General features: G+C 42.1%; 16 protein-coding genes. 10 read left to right on the top strand and 6 right to left on the bottom strand.

Annotated features, from left to right (window positions below; translation table 11 throughout):
* Nucleotides 1-41 precede the first annotated feature (41 nt).
* From KDN43_RS14600 to pdxA, 10 genes are all read left to right on the top strand, one after another.
* Nucleotides 42-683, top strand: a complete 642-nt coding sequence (locus KDN43_RS14600; protein WP_238867287.1) for a polysaccharide deacetylase family protein — start codon at nucleotides 42-44, stop codon at nucleotides 681-683.
* Nucleotides 684-1,315: 632 nt separating this feature from the next.
* Nucleotides 1,316-2,038, top strand: a complete 723-nt coding sequence (locus KDN43_RS14605; RefSeq protein ID WP_238867288.1) for an ABC transporter ATP-binding protein — start codon at nucleotides 1,316-1,318, stop codon at nucleotides 2,036-2,038.
* A complete protein-coding gene (locus KDN43_RS14610) occupies nucleotides 2,035-3,297 on the top strand; it encodes an ABC transporter permease (RefSeq protein ID WP_238867289.1) in 1,263 nt (420 codons plus the stop codon). The genes KDN43_RS14605 and KDN43_RS14610 overlap by 4 nt, the downstream gene beginning before the upstream one ends.
* Before the next feature lie 50 nt (nucleotides 3,298-3,347).
* Nucleotides 3,348-4,595 carry an ABC transporter permease gene (locus tag KDN43_RS14615; RefSeq protein ID WP_238867290.1) on the top strand — a complete coding sequence of 416 codons (1,248 nt, stop codon included), beginning with the start codon at nucleotides 3,348-3,350 and terminating at the stop codon, nucleotides 4,593-4,595.
* An 85-nt stretch (nucleotides 4,596-4,680) separates the two neighbouring features.
* On the top strand, nucleotides 4,681-5,787 hold the full coding sequence (locus KDN43_RS14620; RefSeq protein WP_238867291.1) for an efflux RND transporter periplasmic adaptor subunit: 1,107 nt from the start codon (nucleotides 4,681-4,683) through the stop codon (nucleotides 5,785-5,787).
* Between the two features lies 1 nt (nucleotide 5,788).
* Entirely contained in the window at nucleotides 5,789-7,099 is a 1,311-nt protein-coding gene (locus KDN43_RS14625) for a TolC family protein (RefSeq protein WP_238867292.1), read from the top strand.
* A gap of 150 nt (nucleotides 7,100-7,249) precedes the next feature.
* Nucleotides 7,250-7,966: a head GIN domain-containing protein gene (locus tag KDN43_RS14630; RefSeq protein WP_238867293.1), complete on the top strand. Its 717-nt coding sequence runs from the start codon at nucleotides 7,250-7,252 to the stop codon at nucleotides 7,964-7,966.
* Between the two features lie 240 nt (nucleotides 7,967-8,206).
* Complete coding sequence (gene rlmN, locus KDN43_RS14635) at nucleotides 8,207-9,235, top strand: 23S rRNA (adenine(2503)-C(2))-methyltransferase RlmN (RefSeq protein WP_238867295.1); 1,029 nt, start codon at nucleotides 8,207-8,209, stop codon at nucleotides 9,233-9,235.
* Nucleotides 9,236-9,317: 82 nt separating this feature from the next.
* Nucleotides 9,318-10,310, top strand: a complete 993-nt coding sequence (locus KDN43_RS14640; protein ID WP_238867297.1) for a DUF4837 family protein — start codon at nucleotides 9,318-9,320, stop codon at nucleotides 10,308-10,310.
* Nucleotides 10,311-10,333: 23 nt separating this feature from the next.
* Entirely contained in the window at nucleotides 10,334-11,440 is a 1,107-nt protein-coding gene (gene pdxA, locus KDN43_RS14645) for a 4-hydroxythreonine-4-phosphate dehydrogenase PdxA (RefSeq protein WP_238867298.1), read from the top strand.
* 27 nt (nucleotides 11,441-11,467) lie between these two features.
* Here pdxA and tal read toward each other — a convergent pair whose 3' ends face one another.
* The 6 genes from tal to KDN43_RS14675 all read right to left on the bottom strand — a co-directional run bounded on the left by tal (nucleotide 11,468) and on the right by KDN43_RS14675 (nucleotide 17,131).
* Nucleotides 11,468-12,424, bottom strand: a complete 957-nt coding sequence (gene tal / locus KDN43_RS14650; protein WP_238867300.1) for a transaldolase — start codon at nucleotides 12,422-12,424, stop codon at nucleotides 11,468-11,470.
* Nucleotides 12,425-12,574: 150 nt separating this feature from the next.
* The gene (locus KDN43_RS14655) at nucleotides 12,575-13,585 is read right to left on the bottom strand and encodes a GRP family sugar transporter (protein ID WP_238867302.1); all 1,011 of its coding nucleotides are present in this window, start codon (nucleotides 13,583-13,585) and stop codon (nucleotides 12,575-12,577) included.
* 1 nt (nucleotide 13,586) lies between these two features.
* Nucleotides 13,587-14,522, bottom strand: coding sequence for a ribokinase (gene rbsK, locus KDN43_RS14660; RefSeq protein WP_238867304.1), 936 nt, complete (start codon nucleotides 14,520-14,522; stop codon nucleotides 13,587-13,589).
* 110 nt (nucleotides 14,523-14,632) lie between these two features.
* Nucleotides 14,633-16,216: an ADP-ribosylglycohydrolase family protein gene (locus tag KDN43_RS14665; RefSeq protein WP_238867306.1), complete on the bottom strand. Its 1,584-nt coding sequence runs from the start codon at nucleotides 16,214-16,216 to the stop codon at nucleotides 14,633-14,635.
* A 47-nt stretch (nucleotides 16,217-16,263) separates the two neighbouring features.
* Complete coding sequence (locus KDN43_RS14670) at nucleotides 16,264-16,911, bottom strand: sugar phosphate isomerase/epimerase family protein (protein WP_238867308.1); 648 nt, start codon at nucleotides 16,909-16,911, stop codon at nucleotides 16,264-16,266.
* Nucleotides 16,874-17,131, bottom strand: coding sequence for a hypothetical protein (locus KDN43_RS14675; protein WP_238867310.1), 258 nt, complete (start codon nucleotides 17,129-17,131; stop codon nucleotides 16,874-16,876). Before KDN43_RS14675 ends, KDN43_RS14670 begins: the two co-directional genes overlap by 38 nt.
* Nucleotides 17,132-17,231 lie beyond the last annotated feature (100 nt).

A 17,231-nucleotide genomic window follows, 5' to 3' on the forward strand; every position in this document is an offset into this window, starting at 1 on the left:
AGCCCCATCTTATTTCAATATTCACCACTACAACTATATTCATGTTAATAGAACAACCACCTATTATATATAGATTACTTTATCCGAAAACGCTCTGGCGCGTGAAAGTCCCCCTGCAAAAAACTGTGTACCTAACGTTCGACGACGGTCCCATTCCTGAAATCACACCCTGGGTACTGGATGTGCTTGACACATATGATGTGAAAGCCACTTTTTTTTGTGTTGGAGATAATGTCCGCAAATATGGATACCTATTTGAAGAGATACTAGAAAGTGGCCATTCTGTGGGCAACCATACCTTTCACCATCTGCAGGGATGGCTTAACACACCCAAAAAGTTTCTGAGTGATACCCGTGAAGCAAACAGCCTTATACGTTCAGGGCTTTTCCGCCCTCCTCACGGCCATATGATTATACCTCAACCCTTGCTGCTCAGAAAAAGCGGGTACAAGATTGTGATGTGGGATGTGGTAACACGCGATTATAATGCCAAACTCTCGCCTGAAAGGGTGCTTGAAAATGTTAAAAAATACACGCGTGACGGGTCCATCATAGTATTTCACGATTCACTGAAAGCCAAAAAAAATATGATGTACGCTATGCCACGTGCCATAGAGTGGTTGCTGGGCGAAGGATATACATTTGAACTTATTCCCGACACTGCAAGATTTACACCACTATGAGCTTGTCACGCAGATAAGATGCCACTTATCATAGAAATATGAAATATTTGTCACCCTTTATAATTCCTTTTCTTTTATTTCATACTTCTGCTCCGCATTATTATACGGCTGCTTTTGTATGTGCATATGTGATTATTAAATTCATTATATTTTATTGATATATAGGCTATTATGGAACAGACAGCAATCGCATCATTTATCAACGTATCATTGGTAATAAAGCTTCGTTAAAACCTCATTTATAGCGCTGACAGTCAATAAGTTATGCCAGATCCTAAGAAGCGTCATACTCTATTGATATTCAGCGTATTATAAGAATTATTTAAATAATAATTGCCGAAGTATTCTGATAATGTAAACAAAGATTAATAATATTTACACCTTAAAACTATAAATAATGTTAAATAGATAAATATTATAGTATTATGTATTGCATAGTACAATGTTTTGGCATACATTTGTGCAGTTCTTAAAATTCAAGTAATGAAGATGAGGCCGGTATGATTATGATAATCGTTGATAATCAGTGGTTCCATCTGACAGTAGAAAGAAAATAAAAATAAAAGGATATAAATTCTGTAACCAATTCAATCATACATATGTCTAATAAGAGACAATAAAACAGCATAAAGATGATCCATATCAGGCAACTGCACAAATCATATCATACCGAAGCACTATCACTTCACGTACTCAAGGGAATCGATCTCGATATAGAGGCGGGGGAATATGTCTCCGTAATGGGAGCTTCGGGATCGGGCAAATCCACACTTCTAAACATACTGGGAATTTTAGATGCATACGATTCTGGTGATTATCAACTTAACGGCACATTGATAAAGAATCTAACCGAGAGACAAGCAGCAAATTACCGCAACGAGATGATTGGTTTTGTCTTCCAGTCGTTCAACCTTATCAACTTCAAAAATGCTCTCGAGAATGTAGCTCTACCTCTATATTATAAAAAAGTAAGCCGTAAAAAACGCAATATCATTGCGATGGAGCATCTCGACAGAATGGGGCTGAAAGATTGGGCGCACCATCTGCCGAGCGAACTATCGGGGGGACAGAAACAACGTGTTGCAATAGCCCGAGCCCTGATATCCAATCCCAAAATAATTCTCGCGGATGAACCCACCGGCGCTTTAGACAGTAAAACTACCGTAGAGGTGATGGATGTGCTGACTGGCCTCAACAGGCAGGGAATAACTACTATCATTGTTACGCACGAAGCTTCGGTTTCAAACTCCACTAACCGCATCATCCATCTGAAAGACGGGATGATTGAATATGAAACACGTAAAAACAACGGGGTGCACGAATCACTCCAACCTGCAGGAACAGACACAATATGATTGACCAGTTTCAGGAAATTATCAGCACGTTAAAGAAGAACAAGATGCGAACGACTCTTACGGGCCTGTCCGTATCATGGGGTATCTTCATTCTCATTGTGCTGCTGGGGGCAGGCAACGGACTGAAAAACGGTGTAATGCTAAACTTCAGTTCACGGGCCGTAAACCGTATTAACCTGTGGTCGGGTACAACCTCAATGCCTTACAACGGATTGAAATCGGAACGCCGTCTGCGTTTTTCGGAAAGTGAGGTAGAACTGATCAAAAACGAGGTGGAGGAGAGCCGACTTATCACAGCAAGAATAAACACAAGACAAACAATTACTTTCGGAAGCGAATACGGCTCATACGAGGTGAGAGGTGTGATGCCTAACTATTTAAATATTGAGAAACTGATAATCCGACCCGGGGAAGGACGGTTCATCAATCAGCTGGATATGAAAGAGGCTAACAAGGTGATTGTTTTGGATAAAAAGATTGCTGATCTTCTTTTCAGGAATGAATCACCATTAGGCAATTATGTGAAGGTAGGCCAGATTATGTTCAAGGTAATCGGTATTAATTCCAAGAAAGAGGACTGGGGAGGCTCAAATGCCTACATCCCTTTCTCCGCGTCACAGGCAATCTTCAATCCTGACCGTAAGTTTTACCAAATCACCTTCACTGTGGACGGGCTCGACACTAAAGCTGCAAACGACAGTTTTGATGAATCACTTAGGGCATTAATGGGAAAGCAACTTAACTTTAATCCCGAAGACAGGCAGGCATTATGGGTCAACAACGCCCAATCGGAGTACGTGGAAACAATGAAGATTTTTGGTGGAATTACTTTCTTTGTCACCATCATCGGCATCCTTACACTTATTGCCGGAATAGTGGGGGTAAGCAATATCATGCTTGTGTCGGTGAAAGAACGTACACGCGAAATAGGTATCCGTAAAGCTATAGGTGCTACACCTCTTTCCATACTTAAAACCATTATTCTGGAGTCTATACTTATCACCACTATCTTCGGATACATAGGATTATTTATGGGGATAGGGCTCACAGAAGTGATTAATTTCTTCATGGAACAATCGGCAAACGGGCAACCTGTTACTGATGGACCGCAAATGTCGGTATTCAGCAATCCGACTGTCGACTTGGGGTATGCCATTTTTGCGACAGCAGTTTTAATCATATCCGGGGTAATCGCCGGCTACCTGCCCGCACGTAAGGCGGTGAGTGTACAACCTATAGAAGCAATGAGGCAGGAATGAGGATGTGAAAATGTAAAAGAGTGAACGCTGAACGCTAAAAATATACAGTTATGTTTGATTTAGACAGATGGCAGGAGATTTGGATCACCATTACGCACAACAAATCGCGCAGTGTACTCACCGCATTTGGTGTTTTTTGGGGTATGCTGATGCTGGTGCTGATGGTGGGTGCCGGGAACGCGCTTGAAAAAGGGATCTCGTCTCAGATAGAAGGATTTGCAACCAACTCCTGCTTTTTTGCAGCAGAAAATACGACGCTCCCTTACAAAGGTTTCCGTAAAGGAAGAAGATGGAACATGACCAACAGCGATTTACCCGTTATCAGACAAAGGGTAGATGAGCTGCAGTACATCTCTCCAATGCTGTTCAGCGGAGGAAACGACAGAAATGTGGTAAGAGGTGACAAAAACGGCTCTTACCTGGTGAAAGGTTGTTATCCGGAATACGATCTGATAGAGAAAAGCAAAATACTTTACGGCAGATATGTGAACGACATTGATATTGCCGGAAAAAGAAAGGTGTGTGTTATTGGTGAACGAATTTATGAAGTGCTCTTTCAGAAGGGCGAAGACCCCACGGGAAAGCTTATCAGGGTGAATGGGATTTATTTTCAGGTAATCGGGGTTGCCAGAAGCTCATCGGGTGTAAGCATAGGTGGTAACACTGCCGAAACGGTGGTTCTCCCCTTTTCTACTATGCAGCAAGCTTTCAACCAGGGTAATATTATCCACTTTCTGGCTGCTACGGCCAAGGATGGAGTACCGGTAAAAGTGGTTCAGAACAAAATTCTGGAGATACTGAAACAACAACACCAGATAGCACCTGACGACAAGGATGCGTTGTTTACCATGAATATAGAGGAGCAGTTTAAAATGTTCAACTACCTGGGAATAGGAATTGCCTCTTTGATCTGGATCGTGGGACTGGGAACACTCTTTGCCGGAGCTGTCGGCGTGAGTAACATCATGCTGGTAACAGTACGCGAACGGACTAAAGAGATCGGGATCAGGCGCGCATTGGGGGCGACACCCGGAAACATTATCGGGCAAATTCTAAGTGAAAGCGTGGTGCTAACCGTCTTGGCGGGAATACTCGGTATTGTGGTGGGTGTGGGATTGCTCAGAGCTACGGGTATAGTGCTTAGCCAGGGTGATCAGTTCTTTAAAGATCCGCAAATATCGTTCGGTATGGCAGTTATCTCCCTATTTATTCTGATAGTGATAGGTACAATGGCAGGATATGTACCCGCACAACGGGCAATGATGATTAAACCGGTAGAGGCCATCAGTGAAGAGTAAAAAAAATGGGAACTGGGACTGAAGCTGGAGACTGGAAATTACGACAATAAAACGAGAAATAAATGATCAATAATAAATAAATGGCATGAAACGAGTATTAAGAATTGCAGGATTGGCTCTGTTGGGGCTTTTGGTAATATCCACCTTCGTATTTCTGTGGCAGAAATCACGCCCCAGAACAGTTACCTACAAAATTGAGACAGCGGCAAAGGGAGATATAGAAAAAAGAACCGTAGCCACGGGAAAGGTTGAGCCACGCAACGAGATCCTTATAAAGCCACAGATGTCTGGCATCATTTCCGAAGTTTACAAGGAGGCCGGTGATATTGTGCAGGCCGGTGATATTATTGCCAAGATTCAGGTAGTACCCGATATGGTAAATCTCAGTAGTGCCGAATCGCGTGTAGAGAGGGCGCAACTAGCTGCCAATCAAAGCCGGAGCAATTATGAAAGAGACAAGAAGCTATATGAGAACGAAGTGATCTCTAAAGAGGAGTTCGATAAGGTGGAGTTACAGTACAAAAACGATCAGGAAGAGTTGCGCGCGGCCAATGACAATCTGAGCCTTGTTAGAACGGGAATTACCAAGAGTTCAGCAAAAACCAGCAACACTTTGGTGCGCTCCACCGTAAGTGGTACTATCCTCGATATTCCTATCAAGGTTGGTAACTCGGTAATCCAGTCCAACAACTTCAACGACGGCACAACGGTGGCATCAGTGGCAAACCTTAGCGACATGCTCTTTGTGGGGAAGATTGACGAAACGGAAGTGGGAAAACTATCGGTGGGAATGCCCATGGAAATCACTATCGGAGCTATCCAGGACAGGAAAGTGCCTGCCAGTTTGGAGTATGTATCGCCAAAAGGTGTTGAAGAAAGCGGTGCTATTCTGTTCGAGATGAAAGCTGCTATGGAACTACCTGCCGATGTATTTATCCGTGCCGGTTACAGTGCCAATGCCGATATCATTCTCGATAAACGAGCTGCAGTGGTGACTATTCCGGAAAGTTCAGTAGAGTTCAGTGGAGATTCTGCATTTGTTTACATGGTTAAAAACGAAAAACCGCAGGAGTTTGAAAGACGACATGTAAAAATCGGCCTCTCCGACGGTATCAATATTGAGGTGACTGAAGGATTGAAAGAGAGTGACAAAATTCGCGGAACGGAAATTATAGAAGAAAAGAAATCATAAGATGAATATTAAAACAATACTTATCATTATAGTGATAGCAGGATCGTTGTTCCCGGTTACCGCACAGCAACAATTTACGCTGTTAGAATGTATAGATATTGCTCTGGAAAACAACCGCAATATAAAACAGCAGGAGCTGAACAAACAACAGAGGGAGATAGCCTACAGCCAGGCACGCACCGACCTGCTTCCAAACCTGAATGCATCAGCCGGACAAAACTTTGTGTTCGGACGCTCTATCGGACTTGACAACGTTTATCAAAATACCAACTCATCACAGACAAGTTTAGGTATCGGAGCGGACATCACCCTTTTTGACGGACTGCGCATGAAACATAATATCGATGCAAGAAAAGCCGATATGCATGCATCGGAAGCCGATCTGGAAAAGATGCGCGATGATATTATCATGAGTGTTTCAACGGCATTTTTACAGGCATTACTCAACAGGGAGTTATTACAGATAGCCGAGAGCCAGCTTGGTATTACCAAAGCCGGACTGTCACAACGCTCCGAACTGGTTAGAAGCGGCAAAATGGCACAGGGTGAACTGTATGAACTGGAGGCACAACAGGCTAAGGAGGAATTAAACAGGGTGCAGGCAGAAAGTAATCTCAAGCTGGCTCTGCTTGACCTGGCACAAATCATGGAGCTGGAGGAGTTCAATAATTTCGATATCACGGCACCATCAGCCGAGGACCTGATTAACGAAACCGCACTCCTTTCCTCAGAAGCAGTCTACGAGAGCGCACTGATGAACCGTCCCGAAATTCGCAGTATGCTCTACCGGCTTGAAAGTAGCCGTAAAGAGCTGCTGATGGCAAAAGCTCAATATTACCCCACACTTTCGTTCGGAGCCAATATGGGTACAGGATATTACAATATGAGCGGAAGAGATAACGACTCTTTCAGTTCGCAATTGCGTAATAACATAAGCAATTCGCTCGGTTTCAACCTTCGTATTCCAATATTCAACAGATTTCAGATCAGAAACAGTGTTCATAATGCCGAACTGATCATTGCCAACACACGGCTGGAGATGGATAAAACGAAACTGGAACTGCGAAAAAAGATTGAACAGGCCTATTATAATGCAATAGGAGCAAGAAGCCGGTGGAACGCTGCTCAAAAATCGGTCATAGCCAGCCGCGAAGCATACCGTTTTGCGGAACAAAAACATGAGAGTGGCAGGGCTAACTCATATGAGCTCTTCCTTGCCAAGAACAATCTCACTCAGGTTCTGGGAGAAGAAGCGCAAGCCAAATATGAATATGCTTTCCGGTTGAAAATCCTGGAGTTGTTGAAAGATTGAATCATTTTGATAAATAACTGGTTCCAGACAGAGTTTCAGATTCTCCTGAACCTGCTCTCGCCTGACTGTTATTTCGGCTTTACAAAAAAACAGATTTTTTTTGTAACCGTTGTAACCATTATTCAGTCAAATAAATAAAAAATAAACTATATGCGAACAACACTTACATTTACACTAATATTATTGCTTTGCACAATCAGCAGCACTTCTTGTGCCCAACAACGCAAAGCAACGGATCAATTCGAGGTAACCGGTTTCACGGCTATCAAATCGTCGGTGGTCGCCAATATTATGATCATGCAATCCGATAAAACAAGCGTTACCGCCGAAGGAAGTGAAGAGCTGCTTAATATTCTTGAAGTGAGAATGGACGATGGCAAACTCATTCTGGAGATGGAAAAGAGTTTTTGGAAACAGTTTAATAAAAAAGCTGACAAGCTGCTGATCTCCATCTCCACCCCTACCCTTACAAAAATCGACTTTGATGGAGTAGGAAACATCAATATTAAGGGATCCTTCTCTTCCCCTGGACTAATTGTCAACTCTAAGGGGGTAGGTAACTTTACTGCCAGGGAGCTTGATGGAGGACATGTTCATATCTCTTCCGAAGGAGTTGGTAACATCTCTATCGCTGGCACAGCAGACAGTGTGGAGATAAGGTCTGAAGGTGTGGGCAACATAGATGCTGGAGAGCTGAAATCCCGAAGGGCTACCGTTTATTCACAGGGAGTGGGGAATGTAAGTTGTTTTGCATCGGAGTTTCTCAAAGCACGTTCTGGTGGCATTGGCAACATAACCTACTACGGAAAGCCAAGCGAAACAGACCTCTCCAAAGACGGCATAGGAAAAATCAGGGCGGGAAATTAAAACCTGCCGGTTAAAACAAATACTCTACTTCTAATTACAAAAATTCCGAAAATGGGGGCTTGCGAAAGCCTCCGTTTTCACTACTTGTTCACTTGTTCTATCATACCCATATCACGAAGCCAGGAGAGTCCCCTGAAAAGTAAAAATAAAGATACCGTTTTCGAATTAACTCTTTGTCAATTCGATGCTTCATTTTGCTAAATCCTCCGTATCTTTGTAGTTTAATAACTATTGCAGCAAATGGATCAAAAACAATATCTACTCGGCATGACACTTGCCGAAATCACGGAAAAAGTTACTGAACTGGGCCTTCCCAAATTTACCGCCAAACAGATTGCCCACTGGGTCTATCTGAAGCGAGTGAAGGACATCAATGAGATGACCAATATCTCTCTGAAGAACAGGCAGATTCTCTCAGAGAAATTCGACACGGGAAGATCAGAACCGCTCGATGTGAAAACATCTGTCGATGGAACAAGAAAAATGCTGTTCAAGACAGGTAGCGGAAAGTTTATCGAGACTGTCACCATACCTGAATCCGACCGCCTGACTATCTGTGTCTCCTCACAAGTAGGATGCCGGATGAACTGTGATTTTTGCATGACAGGAAAACAGGGATTCCATGACAACCTCACTGCTACGGAAATTCTTAACCAGGTATATTCGGTACCCGATTCTGAAACGATCACCAACCTGGTTTTTATGGGTATGGGAGAGCCGCTGGACAACTATAAGCAGGTAAATAAGGCTTCGGAACTGCTGATGGCTGAATACAGCCTTGCATGGAGTCCAAAACGAATCACCCTCTCTACCATCGGACTAACGTCAAACCTGAAAAGTTTTCTCGACGAAAGCAAATGCCATCTGGCCATCAGTTTGCATAATCCTATTCCGGAACAACGACAGACCATTATGCCGATCGAGAAATCGGCACCCATTACCTCGGTGATTGAAATGCTGCATAAATATGACTGGAGTCACCAAAGACGGTTATCTTTTGAATATATCATGTTTGACGGGGTGAACGACTCGTTGCTTTACGCACGGGAACTAACCAAACTGCTGGCAGGCCTGGACTGCCGCATTAACCTGATCAGGTTTCATGTAATCCCGATGAGTAGCCTCAGGCCCTCAACAGAAGAGAATATGATTAGGTTTCGAGACTTTCTCTCTGCTAAAGGATTCATCAGCACCATACGTGCATCCAGAGGAGAAGATATCTTTGCAGCCTGCGGCATGTTATCAACTGCAAAACTGGAACAACACTAATTTTTCATAAATTAAAAGCGATGGATTTCATTTTCTCACAAATAGTTGTATATTTGTTAAATAATAGGCAAATAATCACCTTATGAAACATTTTAGAATTTTTCTACCTTTCGTGGCCGCCATCCTCTTTTTCACATCGTGCGACGGCGGCGGAGGATTTTTCTCCGCTTCAGGAACAACTAATGAAGTAATGGTACTGATCGATGACACTGCCTGGAAAAGTACAGCCGGAATAGCATTGTTCAATGTACTCAACTCGAATGCAAAAGCACTACCACAACCGGAACCGAATTTCAGAATACTGCAAATTGTCCCGGAAAATTTCAGTAGTACCTTTAAAATGGCACGCAATATAATTATTCCAGAAATATCGAACATTTACAGCTATCCGAAACTTACAGCCGATATCGACAAATATGCCGTGGGACAGGTAATAATGAATATTCATGCTCCCGACACCGCCACTTTTGTGAAGTTTGTAACCGAAAACAAAGAAAGCATTGTAGATTACTTTGTCACAAAAGAGCTCGAGCGAAATGGCAAATATCTTAAAAACCTGACGGATCCGGTAACACGTATAAATCAGGTTTTTGGAGTAAACATCCATTTTCCAAAAGGCTTATCGAATGTAACTGAGCACAAAAACTTCTACTGGGCCACCAACAATGCGCCCCGGTCACGCCAGGACATTGTTATCTACCAGTTTCCTTATACCACGGAAGCCGTCTTCGAAAAAGATTCTCTTATAAATATCCGCAATCGCGTGCTGGGGGAGTATATCAAAGGTTCTTTCGATTCAGAGATGACTACTGCCATACATTCGTATATGCCCGACTACCGGCGTATTGAAGTGGAAAGTATATTTCGTGCCGAACTGCGCGGATTGTGGGAGATGACTACCGATATGATGGGCGGCCCCTTCGTGATGCAGGCATTTGTAAATGAAAACAGCGGCATGGTAGTGGTTGTGGAAACATTCATCTACGCACCCGAAACAACAAAGCGCAACCTTATGCGCAATCTGGAATCCACACTTTACACCATCAGCATACCCGAAGTAAAAAAAAGATCATAACAATAAGTCAGTCAAAAATAAAGATGTCAGAATTAATAAAAATAGGTATCACACATGGTGATGTCAATGGTATTGGATATGAAATCCTGTTAAAAGCTTTTTCTGATGCGAGGATGCTTGAGTTGTTCCATCCCGTGATATACGGGTCATCTAAATCGGCCTCGTACCATCGTAAGGCCCTGAACAGCAACTCCGTGAATTTTCATATAATTTCCAGAGTCGAGGAATCTCAGGAGGGAAAAATCAATCTTGTTAACTGTGTAAAGGAGGAGATAAAGATTGAATTGGGCAAAGCAAGCATAGAAGCCGGAGAATCAGCATACATGGCATTAGACCATGCTGTCCGTGATCTTGCAGCAAATAAAATAGACCTGCTGATTACTCTGCCCATCAATAAAGATACAATCCAAAACGAACGTTTCCATTTTCCCGGCCATACGGAGTTTCTGCAGGAGAGGTTTTCAGGAAATGGAGAGAAAGCCCTGATGATCATGGCAACAGAAAATTTGCGTGTGGCACTGGTAACCACCCATATACCTCTTTCAGAGGTTTCGTCAAAACTCTCAAAAGAGCTGATAATGGAGAAGCTGAAAACCCTTGATCTCTCTTTGAAACGGGATTTCAGAATAGAGAATCCACGTATCGCCGTACTGGGGCTGAATCCTCATGCCGGTGAAAACGGATTACTGGGAAAGGAAGAGTCAGAGATCATTTCACCAGTTGTGAAAGAAGCGCAAGACAACAAAATACTATGTGCGGGGCCATTTGCCTCAGACGGTTTTTTTGGAACCGGCCATTTTAAAGATTTTGATGCCATACTAGCAATGTATCATGACCAGGGTCTGATTCCTTTCAAAACGCTGTCTATGGATTCAGGAGTTAATTTCACAGCAGGATTACCCATTGTAAGGACCTCTCCCGACCACGGTACGGCTTACGATATTGCAGGAAAGAACCTGGCTTCGGATGAGTCGTTCAGGCAGGCTATATTTATGGGTATTGACATCTTCAGAAACAGAAAAGCCTATGATGAAGCGCGCAAAAACCCGCTCCGCAAAATGTTTTTCGACAGAGGAAAGGACGATGAAAAACTTGACCTGACAAAAGAAGAAGCTGAGGAGCAGCTTTAGTTCAGTGATATGTAGCTCAAATTCTTATTACAGCTTAGCTGCAATCTGATTCTCCAGCTTCAGCAGATCTTTGGTGAAATTACGAATGCCTTCGGCCAGTTTTTCGGTAGCCATAGCATCTTCATTCATCATCCAGCGGAAAGTTTTTTCATCAAGTGATATTTTTTCCATGTTCATTTCACAGGCCGCTTTGGAGTCAAGTTTTTTTGTTAATATACCCTCAGTCTGTTCCAGCTCATTCAAAAGCTTGGGAGAGATGGTGAGAAGATCGCATCCTGCCAGTTCGCATATCTCTCCAATATTCCTGAAACTGGCACCCATGACCTGAGTTGGATAGCCAAACTTCTTGTAATAGTTAAATATACCGGTCACCGAAAGGACACCCGGGTCTTCCTGTGCGGGTATTACTGATACGCCACGGTTCTTTAAATGCCAATCGAGAATCCTCCCCACAAACGGTGAAATCAGCCGCACCCCCGCTTCGGCACAAGCTATAGCCTGTGCTTGAGAGAAAAGAAGTGTGAGGTTACAGTGAATACTTTCCCTTTCAAGTATTTCGGCTGCTTTAATCCCTTCCCATGTAGAGGCTACCTTTATTAATATCCTTTCGCGCGAAATACCGGCCTCTTCATAAAGAGCAATCAGTTCCCGTGCTTTTTTGACAGTAGCGGCGGTGTCGAACGAAAGGCGGGCATCCACTTCGGTAGATACACGCCCCGGAACTATTTTCAAAATCTCCAGTCCGAAATTTACGGCCAGCTTGTCCATCGCCTTCTGTAGCTGAGTGGTTTTCTCAGACGATGACTGTTTGGCAAAACCAATAGCATTTTCAATCAGGTTTTTGTATTTTTCATCTTGCGAAGCCGCATAGATTAACGATGGGTTGGTGGTTGCATCTATAGGTGTGTAAGCTTCAATAGAAGCAAAATCTCCAGTATCGGCAACCACTTTGGTGAATGTTTTCAGTTGTTCAAGTAAGTTCATAATTTTCCGGGTTTAGATTTTTTCAAACGATTTTCACCAAAGATAGGAAACAATTGCAAAAAAACAAAAAAGAGGCTCGGGTTTAGCATTAATAAATAAATCACAATATATTTCACTACCGAAAACGGTTTCCAGTAGTGAAATAGAGGATTAATTACCTCCTGAATAAATTATAAATATTAAACCTGTAACAAAAAACAAGAACATCAATGTCAACAATTGATTAACTTTTTTCGGGGCACCTCTGAATTCTTTCCAGATTAATAACCCCCAGAGTGCGGCCACCATTGGAGCAGTTTGACCCAATGCATATGAAATAGCAGCACCTGCTGTGCCCGCGGCTATATAGCTGGATGCCGTACCTATACCCCAGATAAGGCCACCCAGGATACCCACAAAATGAGTTTCTGGATTCCCTGCAAAATATTGCTTATACGACAAAGGTTCACCTATAAAGGGTTTCTTCATGATCCAGGTATTAAAAATAAAATTACTTGCAAATATTCCGAGTGCAAAGATAAAAAATGCCGCATATGGAGTCAACATACCAGTAGCAGGGGATGCCATGTTTTCCAGATCCATTGCAGATGCCACAAACCTATAGAAGAAAGACATCAGTATACCTGCGAAAATTGCAATTATTATTCCTTTTTTCTTTGTACTGTTCTCACTTTCTCCCTTTATCATCTTACCCGAAGCAATTCCATTAAAAATAATAGCAGCAATGATAAATGCAACTCCGGCAAAGAGAATTACAGGATCACCCTTTGGAGTACTGAAATAATTTATAAACACACCCAGTGTCAACGCCAGGCCAACCCCTATGGGGAAAGCTACTGACATACCAGCATATGAGATTGCAGAAGAGAGTAAAATATTTGATGCATTAAAGATTATTCCTCCTGTAAATGCGCTCCAGAAGTTTCTTGAATTAACTTGCATCAGATCATCAGTAAATCCTCTCCCCTGCTCCCCGATGCTTCCTAATGTGAATCCCAGAATAATTGAAAACAACAAAATCCCTATCACGTAATCCCAGTAAAAAAGCTCGTACCTCCAGGTTTTTGCCGCCAGTTTTTGTGTGTTCCCCCAGGAACCCCAACAAAGCATTGTCACAAAGCAAAGGACAACTGCCAATAAATAGCTGTTTACGATAAACATATTAGTTATTTTTATATAATTTGTTGTTATTTAAAAAATTACGCACTTCTGATTCGGTCGGAATTGAGGGTTGTGCACCCATTCTTGTGACACAAATAGCTGAAGCGGCAGTCGCAAATGTAAGAGCATCTTCCCAATTGTTTTCTCTTGCTAACTCAGCAGCAAATGCACCACAAAATGTATCACCTGCTGCAGTAGTATCAACAGTATTAACTCTATATGCCGGTATATGCTTATAAACATTGCCATTTTTTAAAATGGACCCTCTGTCTCCCAGAGTCATGATCACATTTTTTACACCCATATTCAACAATTTATCCAGAACGATTTCAATATTTTCTCCATCAACCTTTATACCCGATATAGTTTCTGCCTCAACTTCATTTACTACCAGAATATCTATTTTATCAATAATATTTCGATCTAGCGACCTTGCAGGAGCAACATTCAGTATAATTTTTTTCCCATGTTTAAATGCAACTTCACATATAGTTTTAACAGTTTCATATGGAATTTCCATTTGCAATAATACTATATCTACCTTTCTGATAGCAGTCTCAATATCTGGCTTGAAAACCAGTTCAGATGTAAACATCCTATTTGCCCCGGGATTAATTACAATACAGTTTTCCCCATTTTTGTTTACCCAGATCATTGCACTACCTGTTGGTGTACCTTCGGCAATCATTGGAACTACTTTTAAGCTTTGCTCCTTATAATATTTCAATAAATTTTTTCCTGCTGAATCGGATCCCAGCGATGTTACAAATATTACATCCCCGCCCAGTTTATGTGCTGCTAAAGCCTGATTCGCACCCTTGCCCCCCATTGCCTGCATGAACGCTGAAGCTTCAACAGTCTCTCCCGGTACAGGGAACTCATTCATCTTCAATATGTAATCAATATTAGCACTCCCTATAATCATTATTTTCTTCATACCATTATTTTATTTTTCATTTATGGTGCATGAAACTCGCAATAATCATTTACTTGAACGCAACTGATTTTCATGATCGTTTCATAATTATTTGCGATATCATAGACAGCCTAATAATACACTTTTACCTGTGGTTCTTTACAAGAATATATAATAAGGTTTAAAACATCTATGTGATAATTGCCAGGTATATTCCGGCTTTTTAAAGTAATATTATGATCTCCTTCCAGAAGATTATAATTCCACGCTACCTCAGTACGCTTCAACAGTGTTTGTGTTGGCATCTTTATAGTCTCAATTAGGTTATCATCGATATAAAGATCAACCTCCAAAACTTCATCACCATGTCCGTTTTCTGCAAAAGCATATCCGGTTAAAACAAACCCGGAACCGTTGAAACTAACAGTAGCCTCTTTTTCTTTTTCACTTATTCTTTTGTTCACACTTCTGCGCTCTGATGGGAATAATCCTTCAAAACTAGCTTCCATTGGAACTGTCTGTGGAACCTGGTATTTAATAACCAGTGAATCGTCATTCTCCCTTCCTCCATTTCTCCTGATCATATCAACGGCATGCTGAAAACCTATATCATATACTTTTTTTAGAGACATTTCAGTATACTGGAAATTAATTTTTTCAACCTTCTCAAGACCTTGTTTCCAATAATCAGGTATATTGCTGTACCCTATCATAGTCCCCAGTATTCCGGCGGCATTCGCAGGATTACAATCCGAGTCGTAGCCGCACCTTGTGCTGATATCTATTGTTGCACCATAATTACCTTTCCCGTAAAGTAATCCGATTACAATATATGCAGCGTTGATTTTTGCATCAATATTAAGAGGCGCAAATACTCCGTCGGGACAACCTTTATCATGGGTCCATTTTTTCTGCGCTTCAAACCAGGCATACTTCCAATCGTCCGGCTTTTGTTTGTACCTTTGAATAACATCGGAGATACAGTGAAAGAAGTCGCTCTCTTCGGGGATAACCTTCAAAGCTTCTTCAACAATAAACTCAATATCATTATATACAAAAGCCAAAGAATACATTGATGCTACAAACATTCCTCCAAACAATCCATCTCCATAATTCATAATCCGCCCGATTTTGTTACATATTTCAACAGCTGAATTAATCATTCCCGGCGACATTAATCCTGCAAAGTCGGCTTCAATCTGAAAGTCGATATCATCTGCATGTGGATTATTTTTCCAATAACCCGAAGCTGGAGGCATTATGCCGTTAAGGATATTATAACGTGCCGCCTGATTGGCATGCCATAGCGGATATTCAGCATTTGCAAATGCAATTGCATGCAGTGAGTCAGGTGCATCTAAACCATGTTTTTGGAAAACATCAACAAAAGTCAAGTCCATGTATATATCGTCATATAAACCAGGAAAATTTTCAAAATACCACAACATACGCATATCATCCCATGGGATTGGCACATGGTCGTCTATCATAGTACCATTCCATATAAATTCGGTAGGCCCTCCGTACGTACATCCTATTACTTGTCCTGCCCATCCTCCTTTTATTTTGTCAAACAAATCAGCCTTGCTAATTGCCGATTCATTCAACTTAAGATTATCGTTTTTCTTCGAATCACAGCCAGCTGACATGCAGAATAAAACAAAGGCTACTACTCCTGTGAAACCGGCTATGACTAGCTTGTAAAATTGTTGCATAATAATATTATTTAGTTTACTGATAAATAATCGAATATATTTTATCTTCACTGTAATATCTCTTCGGCTATTTCATTAAAATAATCAATCGATTCTTTTATCTCGGGCAGGTTATTTTCCCAGTTAGCCTCGTACTCTATGGTGAAGTATCCCTTGAAATTTTGTCGTTTGAGCTCCTCCATCATTGCTTTCACGTTCAGGATCCCGGTTCCCCAGACAACATCTTCAAGCGTGCCCTCTGCACCTTGTGGGGCTATATCTTTGAAATGCATGGCAACAAGCCTCCCCTGCAGTTCCCGTAAAGCAGGTACCGGCTCAATCCCCATTCGCTTGAAGTGGCCAACATCGGCGCTCGATCCCAGCAATCCATCCCTTTGCCCGATGTACTCCAGCAGTATTTCCGGCTTCCAGTATGAAGCCTCGTTTGGATGGTTGTGGCAGGCTACCTTTATCCCCTGCTTTTTTGCCAGGCTCTCCACTATATCCCAGTCCTCACGCGCCGGCTCGGCACTGATAAACTCCATCTCCATGCCTTTTGCGAACTCGAACACCTTTTCCCATTCGTCGCGTGCGGGTGTCCATACCCCCGAAGATACAATTTTCACCCCTTTCTCCTTTGCCAGCTCTTTCAGCCGGTCTTGCTCAACGGTTGTCAGGTTATAACCGAAAACGGCGTCCCCGAAGCCCTCTCCCATCTTTTTGCCCGGGATAGATCTCAATATAATGCAATCCCAGTTCTTTCGTCTTGTCGAGTGATTCCGTTACCGAAAACAGATGAAAGGTATAGGATTGCATTGATAGTTTCCATCCCTGTTTTTCGGCTTTTGTTTCGGGTTGCGCTTTTGTTTTCATTGAACCGGTGCAGGCCAGCAGCCCGCAAGTGAAAAGAAGAAACAGTAGTCTATTGATTTTCATGTGATTATTTTATTTTTCTTTTATGATGTATGTAGCTCGCATGTTATCATGTTCTTGAGTGGAAACGATTCACATGCCCGTTTCATACGATTATTTTTAT

This window comes from Proteiniphilum propionicum, assembly GCF_022267555.1.
GTDB classification, from domain to species: Bacteria; Bacteroidota; Bacteroidia; order Bacteroidales; family Dysgonomonadaceae; genus Proteiniphilum; species Proteiniphilum propionicum.